Source organism: Spirillospora sp. NPDC052269 (assembly GCF_040679435.1).
Lineage (GTDB): Bacteria > Actinomycetota > Actinomycetes > Streptosporangiales > Streptosporangiaceae > Spirillospora.
In genome coordinates this window covers 327342-347609 of sequence record NZ_JBFAUU010000008.1, presented here as the reverse complement: position 1 = coordinate 347609, position 20268 = coordinate 327342, and the positions used below count along the sequence as shown (strand labels likewise).

26 protein-coding genes and 1 pseudogene are annotated in these 20268 nt (G+C 68.7%); 8 read left to right on the top strand and 19 right to left on the bottom strand.

Annotated features, from left to right (window positions below):
- Positions 1 to 3: 3 nt before the first annotated feature.
- The 4 genes from AB0L06_RS19910 to AB0L06_RS19895 all read right to left on the bottom strand — a co-directional run bounded on the left by AB0L06_RS19910 (position 4) and on the right by AB0L06_RS19895 (position 4069).
- Positions 4 to 2697 carry a helix-turn-helix transcriptional regulator gene (locus tag AB0L06_RS19910; protein ID WP_500232495.1) on the bottom strand — a complete coding sequence of 898 codons (2694 nt, stop codon included), beginning with the start codon at positions 2695 to 2697 and terminating at the stop codon, positions 4 to 6.
- A gap of 352 nt (positions 2698 to 3049) precedes the next feature.
- Positions 3050 to 3211, bottom strand: a complete 162-nt coding sequence (locus AB0L06_RS19905; RefSeq protein ID WP_500232494.1) for a hypothetical protein — start codon at positions 3209 to 3211, stop codon at positions 3050 to 3052.
- A gap of 238 nt (positions 3212 to 3449) precedes the next feature.
- Entirely contained in the window at positions 3450 to 3893 is a 444-nt protein-coding gene (locus tag AB0L06_RS19900; protein ID WP_500232493.1) for a hypothetical protein, read from the bottom strand.
- Positions 3863 to 4069, bottom strand: a complete 207-nt coding sequence (locus tag AB0L06_RS19895) for a hypothetical protein (RefSeq protein ID WP_500232492.1) — start codon at positions 4067 to 4069, stop codon at positions 3863 to 3865. The genes AB0L06_RS19900 and AB0L06_RS19895 overlap by 31 nt, the downstream gene beginning before the upstream one ends.
- Before the next feature lie 263 nt (positions 4070 to 4332).
- Between AB0L06_RS19895 and AB0L06_RS19890 the strand changes: the two genes are divergently transcribed.
- The 3 genes from AB0L06_RS19890 to AB0L06_RS19880 are packed head-to-tail and all read left to right on the top strand — an operon-like array spanning position 4333 to position 5669.
- The gene (locus tag AB0L06_RS19890) at positions 4333 to 5211 is read left to right on the top strand and encodes a Scr1 family TA system antitoxin-like transcriptional regulator (protein WP_500232491.1); all 879 of its coding nucleotides are present in this window, start codon (positions 4333 to 4335) and stop codon (positions 5209 to 5211) included.
- Positions 5208 to 5399, top strand: a complete 192-nt coding sequence (locus AB0L06_RS19885; RefSeq protein WP_500232490.1) for a DUF397 domain-containing protein — start codon at positions 5208 to 5210, stop codon at positions 5397 to 5399. The genes AB0L06_RS19890 and AB0L06_RS19885 overlap by 4 nt, the downstream gene beginning before the upstream one ends.
- Before the next feature lie 51 nt (positions 5400 to 5450).
- The gene (locus AB0L06_RS19880; protein ID WP_500232535.1) at positions 5451 to 5669 is read left to right on the top strand and encodes a DUF397 domain-containing protein; all 219 of its coding nucleotides are present in this window, start codon (positions 5451 to 5453) and stop codon (positions 5667 to 5669) included.
- 369 nt (positions 5670 to 6038) lie between these two features.
- On the opposite strand, the gene AB0L06_RS19875 is transcribed toward AB0L06_RS19880, so the two are convergent.
- From AB0L06_RS19875 to AB0L06_RS19845, 7 genes are all read right to left on the bottom strand, one after another.
- Positions 6039 to 6281 (bottom strand): hypothetical protein, encoded by a 243-nt coding sequence (locus tag AB0L06_RS19875; RefSeq protein WP_500232489.1) that lies wholly within the window; start codon positions 6279 to 6281, stop codon positions 6039 to 6041.
- Positions 6282 to 6289: 8 nt separating this feature from the next.
- Complete coding sequence (locus AB0L06_RS19870; RefSeq protein ID WP_500232488.1) at positions 6290 to 6460, bottom strand: hypothetical protein; 171 nt, start codon at positions 6458 to 6460, stop codon at positions 6290 to 6292.
- 319 nt (positions 6461 to 6779) lie between these two features.
- Positions 6780 to 7652: a 2-keto-4-pentenoate hydratase gene (locus AB0L06_RS19865; RefSeq protein WP_500232487.1), complete on the bottom strand. Its 873-nt coding sequence runs from the start codon at positions 7650 to 7652 to the stop codon at positions 6780 to 6782.
- Positions 7653 to 8657 (bottom strand): 4-hydroxy-2-oxovalerate aldolase, encoded by a 1005-nt coding sequence (gene dmpG / locus AB0L06_RS19860; RefSeq protein ID WP_500232486.1) that lies wholly within the window; start codon positions 8655 to 8657, stop codon positions 7653 to 7655.
- Positions 8654 to 9529 carry an acetaldehyde dehydrogenase (acetylating) gene (locus AB0L06_RS19855; protein WP_500232485.1) on the bottom strand — a complete coding sequence of 292 codons (876 nt, stop codon included), beginning with the start codon at positions 9527 to 9529 and terminating at the stop codon, positions 8654 to 8656. The genes dmpG and AB0L06_RS19855 overlap by 4 nt, the downstream gene beginning before the upstream one ends.
- Before the next feature lie 76 nt (positions 9530 to 9605).
- Positions 9606 to 10067 carry a RidA family protein gene (locus AB0L06_RS19850; RefSeq protein WP_500232534.1) on the bottom strand — a complete coding sequence of 154 codons (462 nt, stop codon included), beginning with the start codon at positions 10065 to 10067 and terminating at the stop codon, positions 9606 to 9608.
- A 29-nt stretch (positions 10068 to 10096) separates the two neighbouring features.
- The gene (locus AB0L06_RS19845) at positions 10097 to 10819 is read right to left on the bottom strand and encodes an aspartate/glutamate racemase family protein (protein ID WP_500232484.1); all 723 of its coding nucleotides are present in this window, start codon (positions 10817 to 10819) and stop codon (positions 10097 to 10099) included.
- Between the two features lie 111 nt (positions 10820 to 10930).
- On the opposite strand from AB0L06_RS19845, the gene AB0L06_RS19840 reads away from it, so the two are divergent.
- Entirely contained in the window at positions 10931 to 11899 is a 969-nt protein-coding gene (locus AB0L06_RS19840) for a LysR family transcriptional regulator (protein ID WP_500232483.1), read from the top strand.
- A gap of 325 nt (positions 11900 to 12224) precedes the next feature.
- Here the strand turns inward: AB0L06_RS19840 and AB0L06_RS19835 are convergent, their stop codons facing one another.
- From AB0L06_RS19835 to AB0L06_RS19825, 3 genes are all read right to left on the bottom strand, one after another.
- Complete coding sequence (locus AB0L06_RS19835) at positions 12225 to 12422, bottom strand: hypothetical protein (protein WP_500232482.1); 198 nt, start codon at positions 12420 to 12422, stop codon at positions 12225 to 12227.
- Between the two features lie 181 nt (positions 12423 to 12603).
- Complete coding sequence (locus AB0L06_RS19830; protein WP_500232481.1) at positions 12604 to 13164, bottom strand: hypothetical protein; 561 nt, start codon at positions 13162 to 13164, stop codon at positions 12604 to 12606.
- Positions 13165 to 13560: 396 nt separating this feature from the next.
- Positions 13561 to 14316 (bottom strand): aspartate/glutamate racemase family protein, encoded by a 756-nt coding sequence (locus AB0L06_RS19825; protein ID WP_500232480.1) that lies wholly within the window; start codon positions 14314 to 14316, stop codon positions 13561 to 13563.
- Positions 14317 to 15201: 885 nt separating this feature from the next.
- On the opposite strand from AB0L06_RS19825, the gene AB0L06_RS19820 reads away from it, so the two are divergent.
- Positions 15202 to 16266, top strand: coding sequence for a tyrosine-type recombinase/integrase (locus tag AB0L06_RS19820; RefSeq protein ID WP_500232479.1), 1065 nt, complete (start codon positions 15202 to 15204; stop codon positions 16264 to 16266).
- A gap of 85 nt (positions 16267 to 16351) precedes the next feature.
- On the opposite strand, the gene AB0L06_RS19815 is transcribed toward AB0L06_RS19820, so the two are convergent.
- The gene (locus AB0L06_RS19815) at positions 16352 to 16900 is read right to left on the bottom strand and encodes a MarR family winged helix-turn-helix transcriptional regulator (RefSeq protein WP_500232478.1); all 549 of its coding nucleotides are present in this window, start codon (positions 16898 to 16900) and stop codon (positions 16352 to 16354) included.
- A 56-nt stretch (positions 16901 to 16956) separates the two neighbouring features.
- Here AB0L06_RS19815 and AB0L06_RS19810 point away from each other — a divergent pair, with 56 nt between their 5' ends.
- Entirely contained in the window at positions 16957 to 17481 is a 525-nt protein-coding gene (locus AB0L06_RS19810) for a DUF6790 family protein (protein ID WP_500232477.1), read from the top strand.
- 96 nt (positions 17482 to 17577) lie between these two features.
- Here AB0L06_RS19810 and AB0L06_RS19805 read toward each other — a convergent pair whose 3' ends face one another.
- From AB0L06_RS19805 to AB0L06_RS19795, 3 genes and pseudogenes are all read right to left on the bottom strand, one after another.
- Entirely contained in the window at positions 17578 to 17790 is a 213-nt protein-coding gene (locus AB0L06_RS19805) for a helix-turn-helix domain-containing protein (protein ID WP_500232533.1), read from the bottom strand.
- 168 nt (positions 17791 to 17958) lie between these two features.
- On the bottom strand, positions 17959 to 18336 hold the full coding sequence (locus AB0L06_RS19800) for a hypothetical protein (protein WP_500232537.1): 378 nt from the start codon (positions 18334 to 18336) through the stop codon (positions 17959 to 17961).
- Between the two features lie 96 nt (positions 18337 to 18432).
- Positions 18433 to 18696, bottom strand: a pseudogene (locus tag AB0L06_RS19795) (transposase); the annotation flags it as partial.
- A 2-nt stretch (positions 18697 to 18698) separates the two neighbouring features.
- Between AB0L06_RS19795 and AB0L06_RS19790 the strand changes: the two are divergent.
- Complete coding sequence (locus AB0L06_RS19790) at positions 18699 to 18989, top strand: hypothetical protein (protein ID WP_500232476.1); 291 nt, start codon at positions 18699 to 18701, stop codon at positions 18987 to 18989.
- Positions 18990 to 18993: 4 nt separating this feature from the next.
- On the top strand, positions 18994 to 19239 hold the full coding sequence (locus AB0L06_RS19785; protein WP_500232475.1) for a hypothetical protein: 246 nt from the start codon (positions 18994 to 18996) through the stop codon (positions 19237 to 19239).
- Between the two features lie 313 nt (positions 19240 to 19552).
- Here AB0L06_RS19785 and AB0L06_RS19780 read toward each other — a convergent pair whose 3' ends face one another.
- Positions 19553 to 20026, bottom strand: a complete 474-nt coding sequence (locus AB0L06_RS19780; protein WP_500232474.1) for a hypothetical protein — start codon at positions 20024 to 20026, stop codon at positions 19553 to 19555.
- Between the last annotated feature and the right edge of the window lie 242 nt (positions 20027 to 20268).

The following is a 20268-nucleotide window of genomic DNA, read 5'->3' as shown; positions in this document are numbered from 1 at the left end:
GACTCAAAGCATGCCGTCGTCGGCCACCGGTGCCTTCTGTAGAACTACTAGCCGCGCCAGTTCAGTACGGGAGCCGATGCCGAGCTTCGGATACATCTTGTAGAGGTGGTACTCGACCGTGCGGGGGCTCAGGAAGAGCCGCGCGGCGATCTGCTTGCTCGACAGCCCGTCGGCGACCAGCCCCGCGATGCGCAGCTCCTGCGGGGTCAGCGCGTCGAGCACGGCCGCGGGCGGGGCCTGCCCGCTCTCGCCCGCCGCCCGCAGTTCCTCCTGCGCGCGCCGTGCCCACGGCCGGGCGCCCGCTCGTTCGAACGTCTCCCAGGCCGTCCGCAGATGCGCGCGGGCTTCGCCTGGACGCTGCCCGCGGCGCAGCCGCTCCCCCAGCAGCAGGGACGTCCTGGCCGCCTCGAACGGGTTGGTGTGCAGCCGGAGCGCCTCATCGAAGGCGTCCTCGGACGAGGACGTGAGACCCCGGCAGCGGGCCAGCAGCGCGCGTGACTCCGGCGTCGCGGCGTTCGCCGACCACCGCTCGTACGCCTCGGCCACCGCTCGCGCGCCCGCCTCGTCGCCCGCGCCCACGGCGGCCTCGACGCGGTCCGGCGCCGACCGCCACGCGATGGTCGGGTGCCCGGCGCCCGGCCCCGCCGACGCGATGGCCGTGAACCGGTCGTGCGCCGCCTCGTACCGGCCCAGGCACAGGTCGAGCAGCGCCAGCGCGTACTCAGCCACTCCCACGTGCAGTCCCACCCGGTGCGGGACGGCGATGGCGAGCGCCTCGCGGGCGTGCCGCTCGCAGGCCTCCTCCTCGCCCCGCAGGGCAGCCAGTGCCGCGAGATTGGCCCGGTGCGCGGAGACCGTGTTCTCGTACCCGGCCTCGCGGGCGAGCTCCAGGCCCTCCTCGGAGATGGCCTGGCTGCGCGCCAGCCGTCCGGCGAGGCGCTCGGCGGTCGCCACGAACTCCAGGACGACGGGCAGCTGCCCGGTCATGCCCGACACCCTGGCCACCCGTCCGGCCCGTCCGGCCATCTCGGCGGCCAGGTCCGGTTCGCCCAGGCAGCTGGCCGCGGCCGTCGCCCACAGGTATTCGGCCGCGTCGTCCAGTTCGCCGGCGTGTGCGAGCGCCCGCCGCAGCAGGCCGGGGCCGGCGTCGTCGCCGCCCAGCGTCAGGCCGATCCCGGCGACGGCGTCCCGCAGGAATCCCTCGGGGTGAGCCGTCGCCCTCCGGCCGAGCTCGACGATGACCGGCATGTCACCGACGAACGTGGCCGCCTCCATCGCGTCGGCCAGCATGCTCAGGCCGTCGCCCGCCGCGAGGATCCGGACGGCCTCGGCGGCGTTGCCCGAGTTCAGCTCGAACCGGCCCCGGAGCTGGGCGATCTCAAGGGCGAGGGCGGCGTCCCCGCCGGACCGTTCGCGCGCCTCGGCGAGCAGCGACTCCGCTTGTCCGGGGCGTCCGCCGAGCCAGGCCGCGACGGCCGCGTCCTTCAGCCGGACGGCACGGGCCCGGGGATCGGGGGTGAGTTCGGCGGCCCTGGCCAGGGCCGTGGTGGCGGCGCCGTACCCGCCGCGGTCCCGCGTCCGCTCCGCGGCGTCCACCAGCGCGGCGGCGATCTGCTCATCCTGTCCCAACGCGGCCCCTGCGAGATGCCAGGCTCGGCGCTCGTCCGCGGTCAGTTCCGCCAGGACGGCGTGCACGCGGCGGACGTCGGCGGGAGCGGCGGCCTCATGCACCGCGGACCGGATGAGCGGGTGGCGGAAACGGACGCTCGCGCCCGCCACCTCGGCCAGCCCCGCGCCTTCCAGCTCGGCCAGCGCCGCACGCGCGCTCCGGTCCGTCGCGTCGCCTGCGGGGTGCTCGGCGAACAGCAGGTCGGTGGCGTGCAGGACGTGGCCGAGGTCGCTCTCCAGGGCGGCGACCAACGCGACCAGCCGAGCGGAGGCGGACAACGCGGCCACCCGATCGCCGAAGAGCCGCGCGCCGCCGGGCAGCGGTTCGGGCAGCGGCTCGCGCCCGGCGAGCTGCGCGGGTGTCAGGCGAGCCGCGATCTCGCGCAGAGCGAGCGGATTCGCGCGGGTCAGCGTGACGAGCTCCCGCGCCACGTGAGCGGACGGCGCGTCGTGGCCGGACTCCAGCAGCTCGGTGGCGGCGTCCCCGGGAAGGCCGCGCACCTCCACCGTCAGCGGCACGCCCTTGACCGGCGCGTCCCCGCGCACGGCGAACAGCATCGCGATCCGTTCCGTCCCCAGACGCCTGGCGGCGAACAGCAGGGCGTCGGCCGAGGCGCGGTCGACCCACTGGAAGTCGTCCACCACGCAGATCAACCCGTCCGGTGCGGCCGCCTCGGTGAGCAGCGAGAGCACACCGGCGCCCAGCAGGAACCGCTCCCCCACGCCGCCCGAGGCGAGCCCCAGGGCCGCGCCCAAGGCGTCGCGCTGCGGCTCGGGCAGCGCGTCGAGGGAGCCGGTCACCGGCCACAGCACCTGGTGAAGCGCCGCGAACGCGAGGTCGGCCTCGGACTCGACACCGGTGGTCCGCAGCACCCGCATCCCGCCGCCTCGCGCGACCGCCGCGTCGAGCAGGGCGGTCTTCCCCGCCCCCGCCTCGCCCCGCAGTACCACCGCGCCGCCGGCTCCCTCGCGGGCCTGCCCGATCACCTGGTCAAGTGCGCTGATCTCCTCAGCTCTGCCGTAAAGCACAAGCCCTTACTGTAGGAGGCATCCGCTGGGCAGCTGCACGGAGCGTGATCCGCCGTCCTCCGGTCGGCCTGCTAGTGATCACTGAGAGTGTCCGCCTGTCATCAGGCATCGGCCGTGGCACCGCCAGACCTCGGTGGCCTTGATCACTAGGTGACGCCCCCCGAGGCAAACAGCGGTGAGGCCCAATTGAGCAACCCGAAGACGATCAGCTCACGGCCTCAGGTGGTGACCTCCGATCTGTGATCCCACATGCTCCTCGGCGGGGTGTTCGCAGGCGGTTGCCCATGCGGCCCGCCGCCCGGGAAATGGGATCTGGAGGCCTTCTGTGGCCGACGCCGCGCGTGACCTCGGTTCAGGTGTAGGAGTCGCCGAAGTCGCCCATGGCCTCGCGGAACTCGGGTGAGCGGACTCGGTCGGCCACGTCCAGCAGGTCCTGTATGCCGGACGCTTCGATCCAGATGCGTCGTCCGTCGAGGCGGCCTCCGAGGCCGAGCAGGGCCACCCACAGGGACACGCCCATGTATCCCTCGACACGGTGAGGTTGGACGTCAAGGAGCCAGCCGGCCGTCACGGGAGATTCGGCCTTCGCCTCATGCGTGCGCCGCATGTGGGCTTCCCCGTCCTCATGGATGTCGGGTTCAAGCATCCAGCCCAGATCGGGGCCCGAGCCACTCCGCCGGGACCATGCCCTGCTGCTGTACGGCCACCTCATGCCGGGGTCCCGATCAGAGTGATCGCGTCGTGCATCGGCCTCATGTTCCATCCTCTCCGGCGGCGTTCTTCTCGTCCTCGGGCTTGGGCAACGGCCCCATGCGCTGGATCGCCTCGCTGACGATCTCCAGGTACTCGGTGTGCGCGAGTGCGGTGATGATCCGGATGCGCGCGGGGAAGTAGCCGAACGCCTCCAATCGACCGGTGAACGCCGCTTCGACTTCTTTCCATGCAGAGTCGAGCGCGAGCAGCACCGGGAGCGTCTCTGCCCCTTCCAGGGCATCCGCCGCATCGGCACTCGCAAGCACGGAGATCAGTTCGCACATGCGGTCCGAGGATCGTCCGTCGGCCCAGGCGATGTCCCACACGCGTCCCCATGCGCCGAGGACCACGGGCACCAGGACAGCGGGGTCCGCGAAGCGCGTGGTGCGGTTCTTGTAGGAGCCCTTCGCGCTCACCGCACGCCGCCCGTGTTCAGCGACCACGCGATCAGGCGAAGCACGTCGTGCACATCGGCGACGGGGCCGAGCGACTCACGTCCGGCGTTCCGCGCCGTCCACACGTAACACCACTCGCCGTGCTCGTAGTCGACACAGACCTTGACGGGCGGGACGCCGACGACCGACAGCGCCACGGCGTCCGGCTCACGAGCCGCGCTCATTCCGTATTGCGGGGCTGCGTTCTCCAAGGCGTCGAGCGCCTGCGCGCGAGGGTGGCGCGGACGTGACGCAGGTGACGAGGGTGGGGTTGCGGCTTCGGGCTGGACGGTTCGCGCGGCCCCTGCCGCGTGCCGTCCACCGCGCCACCGTGCCAAGCGCATACGAGACCTCCGTGACGGATTGTGTGAATCGAGTTACAGAGTGCGCCGACCCGGGATACCGTCGCTAGCGTTCCCGGAACCCCGGTCACAGGAGGGGATCGAAAATGCTGCCCCCAAAGAGGTCGCCTCACCAGCACAAACAGGCGACAGAGCGGCGGAACGCGACAAAGCGTGAACTGGAGCCGTTGCGGTCGCTGTGGGATCTCATCGCGATGGAGCTGGACCGGCAGATCTACGTCCAGAGCACGAACCAGAGCCGTGTGGCTGAGTTGCTCGGCTGTGACCGCTCACTGGTGACGCGCATTCTGAGCGGTTCTCGCAGGCTGTCCCCGGAGCATGCCGCCAAGCTGGACGAGGCGTGGAATCTGCGAGGGCTCTTGCACCACCTGGTCGCTCATGCTCTTGCACGGCCGGATGACGAGTGGCTGCCCTCGCTGGCCGCATACGAGGCATCCGCTACACGACACCGAACCTGGGACACGGCCTTCATTCCTGGGTTGTGCCAGACCCCGGACTACGCTCGGACTGTCATCGACAACGCCTACCAAGCGGGGTTGATCACCGATGTGGACAAGGCGCTGACGCGTCGCATGGAGCGGCAGACAGCCGTGTGGGAGCGGCCGGACCCACCACTCATCGCCGTCGTCCTGTCATGGGTGGTGCTCGCATCTCCGACCAGGGATCGCCGGATCATGCGTGCGCAGCTCGCGCATCTCCTTGAGCTCTCAGAGCGACCGGGCGTCAGTGTCCGAGTCGTGGGACGACACCATGCCCTGCACCTCGGGCACGACGGAGCGTTCAAGATACTCACCGTCGGCTCGGATATGGCATTCGCCGAAGCTCCTGGAATGCTGGGGAATCTGGTCCTTGATCCGGGTCGCGTAGAGCGATACGCGCGTAGGCTCGAACGGATCCATGATCTGGCCTGGCCAGTGGACACGAGCCGTGAAGCGATCTTGATGGCGATGGAGGATTACGCGTGATCGAATGGCGCAAGGCGAGCCGCTCCGGCTCCGAGGGCGGCGACTGTGTGGAACTTGCCCGCCTCCACCCCGAAGCCGTGTGTGTCCGTGACAGCAAGGACCCTGAGGGCCCACGACTTGCTCTGGGGCCTTCCGTTGCCCGTCGCCTCGCGGAAGCCATCCGCGCAGGCCAGTACGACACGCACTGACCCCACTGCTATCCGCGATCAGGGAGTGGTGAACCGTTGCAGCTGCTAGATGTGGAATGGCGCAAGGCTTCACGCTCAACCTCGGACGGTGGGGAGTGCGTTGGGCGCGCTGACCTTGAACACGTAGCTGGTCTCTCCGGTCGCATCGGAGTACGCGACAGCAAGAACCCGACCGGCCCCGCGCTTGCCCTCCCCAAGCCAGCAGCGGCGAGACCTGCTGCATCTCTACTGGGCCCGGGACTCGGGGCGGTGCCACCGGCCCCAGAGTAGAGCGATCGCCGCAGGGCGCAGGCGGTGCACGCGGCCCGGCTTCCGGAGGGATTCCGGTCCGGGCACGCGAGGATAAGTCCGGCGCTCGCGGTGTCGTTCCGCTCGGACAACGGCGCGGTCGTGCCCTCGTCCGAGATCGGATTCTTGAGACCTGCGCCGATCAGAGCGGTGTGACGGTCCCCCTGGCGAGGACTCGCGCGGTAGTCGAGTTCGGACACTATGTGAAGTCGCCAGTTACTCAGCGCTAAGCGCTGATACTCGGCCGGATCTTCCCACTGCTCCGCATCTGCGCCACGGTCATCGGCGGCGCGTCGTCCGGGTCGGTCATGGCCTGATCCTCACCGCCTCACGCGCCCCCTTGGCTTGAGGTCAGGGGGTGGCTGTGACGGGTGGAGTTCCCTTCGAGGTGGTGGTTGGGAACGGTGTCCAAGGGATGCTGGTGGTCGGCTCTGGTGTGTGGCCTTCCTGCCAGCCTTGGATGGGGTGGCGATCCAGTGAGACCCAGAGCCAGATGAGCAGCCCGGCAGCGAGCGCGGCGGCGGCCAGGAACATGGTGGTGACGACCAGGAACGCGATGGTGCAACCACGGTTGACTTTGTTCGGGCGGTTCATCGGATCAGTCAGCCATTCTCTGCTTGGGTTTTGCCTCGGACGTCGACGTCGCGCTTGAACTGGGGGATGTTCCTGAGCACGCGGTCGGCATCCACTTGATGAGGCTCGCCGTCCAGGGCCGTGCCACTCGCGACCAGGACGGTATTCGAGGGCAACAGCCCGCCCAGCGTGCGCAGCATGCAGGGTTTCTAGATCATTTCGTGCGAAGAGGTTGAAGAGTGCGACAAAGCGCTACTTGCGGCTGGTCGCACGGACCTGAGTCCCGGGCCTTGACAGACGGCATTGGGAAGTCGAGTCGGCCATCACGCGGAGCTACTTCACCTCTGGTGACACCGACCCGAGTCCCGGGCCTTCCACACCAACTATGGCTCCCTTGGGGGAGATCCAGCTCAACCTCGACAAGCACCTGGCCCTGTCGGCGATCGACGGCTCCGGCCCGCCGACCGGGCCTTGAGCGGGAGAACGTCGGCGCCGGTCGTCATGCCGGGCTGCGCAGCGCTATCGGCCCTCACTCCCCCCACCGGAGGTCCGTAGGTGTACTTCCCAATCCGCTGCTGTGCGCTCGGTCTGCTGCAGCTCGTTGGCGTGCTCGGCCAGTACCGCCGTGACGGTTCCGATTCCGGGGAAGTCCGCCGTGATGCGGTCGCCCGATGCGATCGTGATGGCCCTGGCGAAGGAGCCGGACAGGACGATCTGGCCTGGCTCCAGCGACACACCCAGTGCACCGATGGCGTTGGCCAGCCAGGTCAGGGCGTGGAACGGTGTGCCGAGGACCGCTGCCCCAGTGCCGGTTTCAGCGACTGTCCCGTTCCTGAGCAGAGCGCAGTTCGCGGACCGCAGGTCGACCTGGGCCGGATCGATCGGCGTGGTTCCAAGGACCACCGCCCCGGACGACGCGTTGTCGGCGATGGTGTCGACGATCGTGATCTCCCAGTCCCGGATCCGGGAGTCGACGATCTCAAGAGCCGGCAGCAGGTGTCGAACCGCCCTGGTGGCGTCGTTGATCGTCACGCCGGGCCCGCGGAGCGGAGCGCCAAGGACGAAGGCGATCTCCGGCTCGATCCGGGGCTGGATGAACGCGCCGGCTGGGATCGGCCGGTGCTCCGGATGGAACATGCTCGCGGTCAGATGACCGTAGTCGGGCTCGTGGACGCCCATCTGCCGCTGGATCGCGGCCGAGACCAGGCCGATCTTGTGGCCGCGGACCTGGTCTCCGGCCGCGGACCAGGACCGCACCTGCTCCTGCTGGATCCGGTAGGCGTCGGCGATCGTCGCGCTGGGGTAGGTGGTGCTCAGGGGAGGAATCGGCGTGCCCGACCGGTAGGCGTCGAGCAGCGCGACGGCCGCCTCACGCACCTCGAAAGGTCTCACTCACGCCCTCCCGGCACGACTCGAAAGCTCCGCCGCGACGTCGATGATCATGTCCTCCTGGCCGCCGATGACCTGGCGTCGGCCCAACTCCAGGAGGAGTTCGCGCACGGGCACGCCGTACTTGCCCGCGGCGCGCTTGGTCGGGTGGAAGAAGGTGGAGTACAGACCGGCGTACCCGAGCAGGAGCGCGGTCTCGTCGACGATCTGGGGTTCGGTCATCAACGGCGCGAGGACGTGTTCGGCGACCTCGATCAGTGCGAAGACGTCGACTCCCGGGTCGTGACCGGCTCGTTCCAACGCCGCCGCGAGAACCTCTGTCTGGGCGTTGCCGGCGCTGGCCCCCAGACCTCGCAGCGACCCGTCGATGTAGGTCGCGCCGTGCTCGACCGCGGCGATCGCGTTGCCGATGCCCACACCCAGGTTGTTGTGGGCGTGGAAGCCGATGTCGGCGTGGACCGCGTCGCGCAGCGCGGCGACGCGGGCCCCGGTGGAACCAGGCACGAGCGCCCCGGCGGAGTCGACCACGTAGATCACCTGCGCGCCGTAGGATTCCAGCTTGGCGGCTTGCTCGGCGAGTGCCGGGGGTTCGAGCTTGTGGCTCATCATCAGGAAGCTCATGACGCGCATGCCCTGGTCGCGGGCGTGGCGGATCGGCTGCTCGGCGCAGTCGGCCTCGGTGCAGTGTGTGGCGACCCGTACCGTGGTCGCGCCCGCGTCGCGGACGGCGTCCAGGGCCGGGAGCGTCGAGATTCCCGGCACGTACAACACGGCGACGTCCGCGCTGTCCACCGCGGCGACGGCGGCCTGGACGTACTCGACGTCGGTCGCGGCGGCGATCCCGTACTGGATCGAGGAGCCGCCGATGCCGATGCCGTGGGCGACCTCGATGACCCGCACACCCGCCTTGTCGAGGCCCCTGGCCACCGCGGCGACCTGTTCCGGGGTGAACTGGTGTGAGACGCTGCTCATGCCGTCGCGCAGGCTCGTGTCCACAAGCGTGATCATCGGGTGGCTCCCAGCGTCTGCTCCGCGATCCGTTCGGCGACGGCGACCGCGGCGGCGGTGATGATGTCGAGATTGCCGGCGTAGGTGGGCAGAAAGTCGCCCGCGCCCTCCACCTGCACCATGACGGTGACCAGGTCGCCGTCGACCTCCACGAGTCGCAGCCGGTAGCCCGGCACGTACCGCTGGACCTCCGCGACCATGTCCCGCACGGCCTGCTCGATCCGGTCGGCGTCGCTCCGGCGTACCTTCGCGTACACGGTGTCGCGCATGACCATGGGAGGCTCGGCCGGATTGATCAGTGAGAACGCCTTGGCCTCGTCCGCTCCGGCGACCGCGGTCAGGGCTTGCCTGGTCTTCTCGCTGAACTCGCTGAGGTTCCACCGGGTGCCCGGACCGGCGCTGGCACTGGCGATGGTCGCGACGATCTCGCCATAGGAGACGTCGGCGACCTGATCGATCGCGTACAGGAGGGGGATGGTGGCCTGTCCCGCGCAGCTGACCATGTTGAGGTTCGGCGCCTGCAGGTGCTCGTCGAGGTTGACGGCGGGTACGACCCATGGCCCGACCGAAGCGGGCGTCAGGTCGATCGCGGTGATCCCCGCGGCCTCGTAGCGCGGTGCGGCCGCGGCGTGCACCTTCGCCGAGGTCGCCTCGAAGAGCAGCGGGGGCCGGTCCGATCGGCCGAGCAGCCAGTCGGCGCCCTCCGCGGACACCTCGACGCCGAGGTCCTTCGCCCGCCGCAGGCCCTCGCTGTCCGGGTCAATGCCGATCATGAAACGCGGGTCGATGAGTTCGGATCGGTGGAGCTTGTAGAGCAGGTCTGTTCCGATGTTGCCTGAACCGACGATCGCCGCCGGGACTTTCGTGGGCATGGGCGCCCTCCTCGTGACTGAAAGGTGTTGTCTTCCCCGCGGGCCGGTGGCCTGGGGGCTCAGGGGACTCGCGGGCTCAGTGGAGCTCGACCAGTAGTTCCAGTTCGACGGGTGCGCTCAGCGGCAGCGCCGACACCCCGACCGCCGAGCGGGCATGCCGTCCGGCGTCGCCGAAGACCTCGCAGAGCAGGTCCGACGCACCGTCGGCGACTTGGGGGTGTCGGGTGAAGTCCTCCGTCGACGCGACGTACACCGTGGCCTTGACCACGCGGGCCACCGCCGCCAGGTCGCTGATCTCCGCCTTCAGCGCCGCCAGTGCGTTCAGGGCGCACTGGCGCGCGCACGCATACCCGAGTTCTACGCCGACCGTGTCACCGAGCCGGCCGGCCGTGATCAGGCGCCCCTCCCGCAGCGGCACTTGGCCCGATATGTAGACGTGAGCACCGCTGCGCACGGCGGACAGGTAGGTCGCGACCGGGGGGACGGCCTCCGGCAGCATCAGACCCAGCTCGTCGAGGCGCCGTTCGGGATGTGACACCATGCGCTCCGTTCCGCGGCGTACCGGGCTCATCGGGGGCCGCCGCGCCAGTCGGGCATCGCCCGCTCGCCGACAGCGGTTTCGTAGGCCGCGTGTGCCAGCAGCCGGGTCGAATCCAGCGTCGGCAGCGGTGAGACCTCGGGCGTGATGAGCAACGGAATCTCGGTGCAGACGAGGGCGACCGCGTCACAGCCACGGTCGGCCAGCCGTTCGATGACGCGGAGGTACTCCTGGCGCGACGCGTCGCTGATCACGCCGTTCACCAGTTCCGTGAAGATGATCTCGTTGACGAGCTCGCGGTCCGCGGCGTCCGGCAGCTCCGCGGTGATCCCCCGGGCGCCGAGTGCGCGCGGGTACAGCGGGCCGTCCATGGTGTATCTGGTGCCGAGCACGCCGACGCGGGTGTGCCCCTCGATTGCGGCCTGGTCCGCGACGACCTCGGCGATGTGCAGGCCCGGCAGCGGGAGGTCCGGTCCCGGCACCTCCAGCGCCAGGTGGGCGGTGTTGTCCGGGCAGACGAAGAAGTCGGCGCCGGCCCGGGCCAGTCGCTGCGCGCTGGTGGCCAGGGTGGCCCGGACGGTCGCATGATCCCCCGCATCCCAGGCGGACATGCTGTAGCCGAAGGCGATGTAGTCCAGGGAGACGTCGGGATGCTCGTTACGGCCGGTCCGGCGGAATCCCTCATCACAGAAGGTGAGGAAGCACAGGGCGGCTCCTCCCGTGCTGTGGGCGAGAACTCCCAGGTGTTTCACGACAACTCCAGCGTTTCCGGCAACCGGGACGACTCTGATCTTTGCCGTGGATCCCTGACATGCCTACTCTGAGGCATCGATTGATATGGCAGCCATGACTTGGAGGTATGGATGGATCTACGGCTGCTGGGTTATGTGGTCGCGATCGCCGAGGAGGGGTCCATCAGTGGTGCCGCCCGCCGGCTGCGGCTGACCCAGCCGACCTTGAGCCGGCAGTTGCGGGAGCTGGAACGGCGCTTGGGGGCTGAGCTGTTCGCCCGTGCCAGCCGCGGGCTCGTCCCGACCGCCGCCGGAGAGGCTCTGCTCCGGCGGGCCGTGCACCTGCTGGCCGAAGCCGAAGCTGCTCTGGACGACGTACGGCTGGCCGCCGAGGGCAAGGTCGGCCACCTGAGGGTGGGGTTCGCCGGTTCGGGCATCAACGGCGTATTGGGAGACGCCCTCGGACGGCTGCGAGCAGAACTCCCCGACGTCGAGCTGTCCCTGATGGAGCTGTTCGACGACGCCGAGATGTCGTCCGGCATCCTGGACGGAAGCCTCGACATAGCGGTACAGCGGCTACCGGTCCACGACGCCCGTCTCGCCACACAGGTCTGGACACGCGAGCCGCTGACCCTCTTCCTGCCGGCCAGGCACCCCCTCGCCAGGACCCGTGAGCCCGCACCGGCGTCCGTGCTCGGCGAGATCCCCCTGGTGCTGTGGCCACGCGAATCCGCGCCCCACGCGCACGACGAGGTCACCACGTTGTGCCACCACGCCGGGATCGTGCCGCGCGTCGGCGCACGGGGCCGTACCGCTCAGACGATCCTCGCGCTGGTCGCCGCCGGGTTCGGCGCCGCCGTGATGGCCGACTCCTACCGGGTGCTGCACCGGGAGGGCGTGACACCTCGGCGGCTCATGGGTACCGCCACCACCCTGCACCTGGTCTGGCGAGCCGGAGACATGGACCAACTCCTCACCCGTTTCATGACCGCCCTGAACGCCGTGCGGGCTCGGTCCCGCGATGAGAGACCCGAGTCTCCCGCAGGGGCCGTCGGGACGCGGGTCGTCGAGCCGTATGAGATCGAGACCGATTGGCACTGAGGTCAGGCGGCCGTGAGGTAACCCGGCGCTACCGGCACGTACCCCCGTCCCGCGACAACAGCGACCGCGCACCGCAACCTCTCCCGGAGCCACTTGGGGGGAGGTCACGTTCGGGAGAGAAGACCGTCGAGTCGAACGCCGCCGTGTTCTGCGGTGCGATGAACGCCCCGGCCGCGCGGTGCGCGATGAAGCATCGGTGCGGCAGCCGGTAGGAGTCGGCCATCATGGCAGCGCCGGTCGCGCCTCCGCCGTACGCGGCGGCGGCGACCAGTGCGGCGAGTTCGGGTGGGAGCTTGCGTTCGAGGAGCTGGACGCTCGCCCGGTACTACGCGGCGGCCGAGCACGCGCCCAGGACGCCCGCGATCGCGCCGAAGCGGATCGCGGGGAGGCGGAGGCGGGCCTTGCGTGCCATCTCCCGCTGGGCCGACTCCATGACGGCCAGGGCGAGTTCGAGGTTGTCGTCCAGCGGCCGCGCGGCGACGGCGCTGCCCGCGCGGCCGGAGGCTTTCGGCTGACGGCTCATGCGCCTGCGATACCCGACAGAAAGCCTGGAAAACACCGGGAAAGCGACCGCTCTCGCCGTCCGGTGAGGCGGACGGCGAGAGCGAGCGATCCGCCTGCGCCTTTCCATCGCTTACTGTCACTGACCAGAAGCGACAATCCCATCAATGATCTAGGTGATCGATGGGTGATGACCCGTGAAGTCAGCGAGGGGCGAGGGTCTTGCAGAGGTCCTCGGGATGCCCGCTGAGGTACAGGAACGATTTGGTGGTGTGTCCGTTGACGGTTACCGACCGGACGGCCGCGTAGTCTTTTTTGCCGATGATGTAGAGGTGGTTCGGCGGGTTGTCGCCCTTGTGAAGGGTCACCGAGATCTCGTTGCCGGTCGCGATGTGCGAGATCGAGTCGGGGTAGCTGAACGTTGCGTTGCCGCCGATCCAACGGGTAACCGTCTTGCCCGTCCACACGTTGCGCGCCCGGATGTTCAGCGGCCCGTAGCCGACGTCGTACACAGGCTGGCCCGCGTCGTTGGTCCACGACTCGATCGTCACGTCGCTGATCGGGGAGTCGAAATGGACGGGGAACGGACACACGTCCCCGGCCGCGAGGTCCACGGGCCCATAGACCGGGTGCGAGATGACCGGGCCGTTGAAACCTCCGCCGGTAGCCGCGCGCTTCACCGCGTGTCCGCCCGTCGTCGCGTGGCCGCCTGCCGTCGCCGGTGCGGACGCCGTCGCCACCAGTCCCACCGCCGTCGCCGCCACGACCAGCCAGGATCTGCGTCGCATGTGCCACCTCCGCGTTGAGGGAACCCCATATCCACGCAAGGCATCCCCGCCACGCACTCGACCATGACAGCGAACGGTGGCCGGTTCGCGCCGCACGGGGCGCCAGGGCTGCGGGGCCCGGAGTGGGAGGTGCTGCTGCCGCGGCAGCAGACCGCCCCTCACCATTTCGCGGGCCCAGCCGCACACCGGCCGGGCCCGACCGGCGCACCGTGGGTACGTGGCCGGGCCTGGCCAGTGCGCAGCCGGTGGGCTACGGGGCTTGGGTAGCAGACAAACGGCCAGTCACGGCAAGAGGAGCCTGCCGGGCTCCTCTTGCCGTGACTGGCCGTTCCAATGTGGGTGGCTGATCGGTACCCGATCGAGCCCCTCAAGTCAGCCTTCCATCGGCCCACCTTGCCAGGTTGGAAACGCCCGGCGCCCTATGGCGACGTCAAAAGCGGCACGAGCCAGCAGGCGGGTCGAGTCCAGAGTGGGCAGCGGAGAGACGTCAGGCGTCACCAAGAGAGGTATCTCGGTACATACGAGAGCGACCGCGTCACAGCCCCGAGCCATCAGCTTCCCAATGATGTGGACGTACGCCTCACGTGAGCTCGCAGTGAAATCACCGTTCACCAGCTCATCAAAAATGACCTTGTTGATGAGCTGGCGATCCTCCTCATCAGGGATCTCGGCGACGATTCCACGGGAGGCGAATGCGCGCCGATACACCGGGCCCTCCATGAGGTACTTGGTGCCCAGCACGCCGACTCGGCCGTAACCGGCGACAGAGGCTTGGTCGGCGACGACCTCGGCGATATGCAGCCCGGGAATGGCGAACTCTTCTCCCGGCTCCTCCAACGCCATGTGTGCGGTGTTGTCCGGGCAGACGAAGAAGTCCGCACCGGCGCGGGCAAGCCGCTGCGCGCTCGCAGCCAGCGTCGCCCGAATCGAGACGTAGTCTCCTGCATCCCAGGCGGGCATGCTGCGGCCCATGTCCATGCAGTCCAGGGTCACATCCGGATGCTCATGAGGTCCTAGCTCGCGGAATCCGTGCTGGCAGAAGGTACGGAAGCAGAGCGCGGCCCCTTCCGTGCTGTGCGCGAGAATTCCTAGATGCTTCATGAACACTCCAGCAAGCAGCGATGTCATGTGCCAAACTTCATGTCGAAACTTACATCACCATGATTGATCAAGGAAGCCTTTGTTTTGCGCGGTCGCGTGCGCGGTGGGCCGCCCCCCTGCACGAACACACTCACTTGATCGACACGGGCCGGATCCGCGGTTTGTGCCTAACCTGTCCGCCTACCGCCACCACGCTGACCACCCATCGCCACTTTCGCTGTTCCCCAGCTGCCACCGGGGTGCCCGCCCACCGCCACCCAACTTCCTGACGTTCTCCTTAGGGAGTCGGGGGCCGGTCGGTGGGGTTACCCCCGGCGGTCTTGAAGGTCTTGTGGACGACACCGACGGAGACCTTCACCCCGGCGGCGACGGAAGAAGGGATGCTTGATGAGGCGATTCATCAAAGCAATGATCTTGCTTATATCGTTCGCGTCGTTTCCTCTTCTTGTTTCCTGTGCGGACTCCACCAGCGGGGCGCCCGAGAAGGCCTGCGCGCCTGAGCCCGGCTACTGTGCAGACACACCCGCCCCGGCTCCTCCTCATGCATCGAAATGAGGGAGCCCTCCGGGGTGTACCGGCAAATGTGCATCGAAATGTCAACGGCCATACCACTGGCCACAAGAAGCGGAGGGTGACGACAGGGTCGACGTAGTTCGAACAGTCGTGTTGCCCCCGAGGCGGCAGCGCGAGACCTGCTGGCCCGAATCAAGGCGGCAGAGCACGGCCTGGCCGGGTACGGGTCGGTGCGTGAGCGCGTCGGTGTCGACGACGGCGTTGTGGCACGGCTTCGAATTTTCCCTGCTCGAGGCATAGGTATCTGGGTGGTGGTGGGTCTCCTGGAAGGGAGGAGCCCTTCCTCTTCGTCCGGAGTCAGGCGTCGCACTGTCGGCGGAAGAAGGTAACGTCCACCGGGTGCGACCCACGGATGTTCAGCGGCTGACGGTGGCGGAAGCGGTCGACCGCTACGCCGAGATGGTGCGGGCCAAATGCTCCACAGGGGCGCTCGCCCCCGCGACGGCCGAGGTGTACGCGCGGGACGTGCACACCTTCGCCGACCTCGCTGGACCCGAGCTGGTCCTGGACGACCTGACCGGCGAAGACATCGACGAGGTGTTGCTGCGGTTCGCTCGCAAACCCGACGGGCGACGCACAGCCGGAACGTCCGGGAAGACTGGGGCGGCGCGGGCCTCGGATGGGGCCTTGCAGAGCGCGGCGTCGCAGGCGCGGTTCCGACGGTCGGTGTCGGCGTTGTTCCGGTACGCGCTGGTCGCCGGATGGGTGCACCTGAACCCGATGGGAGCCGCGACGGTCCGTCCCAAACACCGCGGCGGCCTGCGCGCCGAACGACGCGCCCTCACCGCTGAGCAGGCGGGTGGTCTCGTCGGTGCCGCCCGGGACCTGGCGGAACGACCCGAGACCATCACCGGCGAACGAGGGCGGCCCGACCAGCGCACCGAACTCCGCGACGCGCTCATCGTCCTCCTGCTCGCCGCCGTCGGCCCCCGCGTGTCCGAACTGACGCGCGCGAACGCCGAGGACTTCTTCGTGAACGCCGGCGTCCGCTACTGGCGCGTCTTCGGCAAGGGCGGCCGGACCCGGGACGTCCCGCTCCCCCGCCCCGTCGCCGACGTCCTGGACGCCTACCTCGCCGACGGGCGCACACTCCTCGACCGCGGCCGCGAGCCCAAGGCGCTGCTGCTGTCCTGGCGTGGACGGCGGCTCGCGCGCGGCGACGTCCAGGCGGTCATCGACCGCGTCCAGGCACGCGTCGACCCCGAACACCGTCGCTCGGTCACCCCCCACGGGCTGCGGCACACCACGGCGACCCACCTGCTCGCCGCCGCGACCGACATGGACGCCGTCCGACGCGTCCTCGGCCACGCCGACCTGTCCACCCTCGGCCGCTACCGCGACGAACTCCCCGGCGAACTCGAAGCCGCCATGCGCATCCACCCCTTGCTCGGACGCGTCGACTGAGAAATAACCCCGGGGTTCACTGAGGCCATCTGCGCGTTCGTTCTCTGCGGCCGTTGTGGGAGAAGGAGCACGGCCACGCCGACGTTTACTTCGGCAAGGCGCTGCGGAGCACGGCGAAGGGCACGCGGTTGTCGCGCGCCCGGGTGCTCAAGTCGTTCTTCCTGTTCCTCGAGCTTCTCTGCACCAAACGAGCCGACGCGCGAGTGCGTGGGAGCTCAGTCGGAGGCGAGGAGCTCGGCCAGTCGCCGGGTGTCCTCGAGGTGGCGTTCGTAGGGAAAGCCAGCCGCGACCAGCGCGGCGCGGAACTCGTCGTGGAGCGGCTTCCCGCAGTGTGGAAGGCATTCCGGCCGGCCTCGGTGATGCGGACCAGCCGCCGCCGCGCATGTTCGGGATCGATGGTGACCGTCACCATGCCGCCCGTCTCCAGTGGTCGTAGCGCCCGGCTGATCGCCGGGTCGGACACCGACAGCGCCTGCGCCAGCTGGTGCTGCGTCACCGGCTCGATGTCCTCCAGTGTGCCCAGCAGTCGTATCTGGCTGTAGGTCAGGCCGTCTCGATCGTCGGTGCGCCGCCGGGCCGCCTCGCCCAGCAGCATGACCACGCGGTGCAGCAGGTCTGCGAGTCCTTCGTCCATGGTGCCAGCGCAGCAGAGTGTTAATACGTTAATATTAACCACGCAAGATTAAAGCCATGGACAACGTCAGTTACCTCGCTCAGTCAGCGTTCCCCCTGGTCTGGATCCTGGTCCCGACCGTCGGCGCCTTCGTGCGGGCCCGCCATGCCACCTCACCCCAAGAGCGGCTGGAGATCTGGCAGCGCTGGTGGGCCATCGGCGCCCTCGGCATCGGCAGCCTGTGGATGACGGTCGCGTTCCTCGTCTTCCCAGACACCATGGCCACCGCGATCGGCTTCCACCGGACGCCCTTCATGTTCGAGATCGCCTTCGCCAACCTCGGACTGGCCGTCATGGGATTCCGCGCCGCCTCGGCGTCCGCGCGCGAGCGCGTCACCATCGGGCTCGGGGCCGGGATGTTCCTCTGGGGAGCCTTGGTCGGCCACCTCTACCAGTGGTTCGCGGGCGGCGACCACGCTCCCGGCAACACCGGCGGCGTCCTGGTCAACGACCTCCTCATCCCGGCCGTCGTGATCATCCTGGCCATACATTCCCGGCGACTGGCGGCCACGCTCCGACCAGCCGTGAAATCAGCCGCCTGACCGCCGATTCGACGAAGCCCTCACCCACAGCCCAACCCCGCTCCAGCCACAGCCGTTTGACGGTCGCCATGTGCACCAGGCACAACCCCACCGGGCCTATGACACGGCCGCCACCGCATGCGCGCCAGCGTTCAACCTCTCTCGCAGGGTCGACGGACATTCGCCCAGGTGGTGACGGAACGTCCGGGTCAGGTGGGCGTGGTCGGTGAACCCGTACTCGGCGGCGAGTTCGGCGAGTTGGCCGCCGCGCCCCCGGGCGAGATCTTCCAGCACCGCCCGCACTCGCAGGTCGTTGCGGTACGCGGTGATCGTGCGGCCGGTGACCCGGCGGAAGACCCTGCTCAGGTGCTTGGTGAGGAGCCGACCAGACCTGCGAGCTCGTCCAGGCCGGTCGTCAGGTGGCCGGAGTTGAGCGCTTCCTGGACGCTCGACACCAGACGGCGGTGCTGTGCACGCGTCGCCGCCGAACCCTTGGCATCACCGGTTCCCACAGGCGGCTGTGCCAGCAGGACGTCCAACAGCGCATGGAGCAGTTCCTCGATCTCCAACCGGTCCAACACCCGCCCGGCAGGCGCCGAGCAGTTCCCGATGCCGCAGGCCCACGGCGGCGCTCACCGGGAACGCCCAGTCGCAGTCGCGTCGGCGGGCCAGGACGCCCGCGTACTCGTCGAAGGCGGCCGACGTGAAGGTGAGCGCGGTGAAGGTGTAGTTGTTGTCGACCGGCGAGGCGAACCGCTCCTGGGTTCCAGCGAGGTTGACGTAGCCGGTGGCGGGGTCCAGGAACGATTGACGGCCGGTCGCCTCGCGCGGGAAGCCGCCCGGTTGAATAGGAAGATCCCGACGCTCTGGCTGCACGGCACTGCCACCACAAACCCCATCCCGCGTTCGGTCAGGGGCACGGCGGAACTTGTAGTCCTGACCGTGGACCTCATCGCCGGTCACCCACCGCGCGGGCACTCCGGCGCCCAGGGCACGTGCCAGCATCCGCAATGCCTGAGCACTCTTGGTGGCGAAGGCCGCCGACTCGGGGATCGCCGCCCGGCGGCAGCGGCCCCGGTCGGCCAGCCACGACCTGGGCAGATATAGCTCCCGGTCGACCAGCGCCCTCCCAGACGAGGTCGCATACGCCAAGAACACACCGATCTGGCGGTGTTGGTCGCAAACGTCGCGGATGTTGAGACGACGGCGCCTGGTCGTGTCATGATTGCGCGTCATGGGTGACGACACCTGCAATCGGCACCAAGGGCACTGTCCGTACCGAGGACCGTAACTGGCGCAACGGAGGCTTCGGCATTGACGACATGAACCTGCGCGAAATACTCGGTGTCGTCCGTGAAGGCTTGCGCTACTACTACGGCTACAACGACTCCGCCGACCTACCGAACCACTGGCTCAACGGCAACGGCGAGCCCTATCAAGTGGATGCCGACCGCATGCTCAGGGACATCCCCCAGTTCAAACGCGACGTCGACGTCCGAGGCAAAACCAAGCAGAGAACGGCTAACTGATCCGATGAACCGCCCGAACAAAGTCGACCGCGGTTGCACCATCGTATACCTGGCCTGCATCATCGTATTCTTTGCCGCCGCCGCGCTCGCTGCCGGGCTGGTCATCTGGTTCTGGGTCGGAATGGAGAGCGGCCCCATCGAAGGCTGGCAGGAAGGCCCGCGCACACCAGAACCGACCACCAGCATCCATTGGACACCGTTCCCAACCACCACCTCGAAGGGAACTCCACCCGTCACAGCCACCCCCTGACCTCAAGCCAAGGAATCTTCCTTCACCGTGGTGTGGCTTGACCGGAACGGTGTCGCTGACCGCCTTGGTGATGCTGCTCTGCTTCTCCAGGCCGCCGCCGACCTTGACGTTCACCTCGGCGAGTACCCATGCCTGGAAGGACGCCGAGGCTTCGACGTTGACGTTCCACTTGGTCTGCGCGTGCCGGGTGAGGCTGGGACGTCCTGGCGGGTCTTGCGCTCGGCGGGAGCAGGAGTAGGTCGAGTTGGTCGAGGAGCTGGCGGGCGCTGGCCGCGTCATCCCTGCGCAGCCAACTCCTCCAGGCGTTCTTGGGTCACACCTTCGGGACGCACTGGCCGGTCACATCGATCGTCAGGCTGATCGAGGATGCCTCGTTCTGTAGCGGGGAGACCCAGACACTGATCCGGAGGTCCATCTGGCCCTCCTCCCACTCCCTGCTGGGAGGAGTGTCCGGGCGCCAGACCACGTCCGTGATCGCGCTGGGCTCGATCAGGGTATGGGGCTGGCCGGCCCAGTAATGCACGACCTGGTTCAACAACACCGTCGCCGCTGCTCGATTGGCGACCGGAGCCTCGTACATGGCGTCGAACGCCGAACCGTCGAGGCCGAAGACTCCGTCGTTCATATCGCACGATTCTGATAGCGGGTTCTTTCGCGGATTGAACAGGTGAAGCTCCAGCGGAGGGTTGGTGGCGTCCTCGGTCCGCTTGAGCATTTCGGCAACCCGGGCGGCGGCCGACCGCTTGCTGGCGTGGGGGATCTCCTCGGCAAGCTGCACTCTGAACATGTGGGGCACCGTAAGGGCGGCGGCGGTCACAAGGCCCAATATCACCGCCCCGACTGCCAGCGCCACGCGCAGGCCTCGGCCTTTTCCACCCGACCTGGCTCGCTCTTGAGCGCCGTAGTTCATCGCCTTCTCCCTCCGCGGCATCGCTTACTTCGATGACCGTAAAGGCAGCCTCGGCGATGGGGCATGGGTGCTCGTACTCAGCCCGGCCCCGCCGCGTACTCAAGGAAAGATGTCGCCGA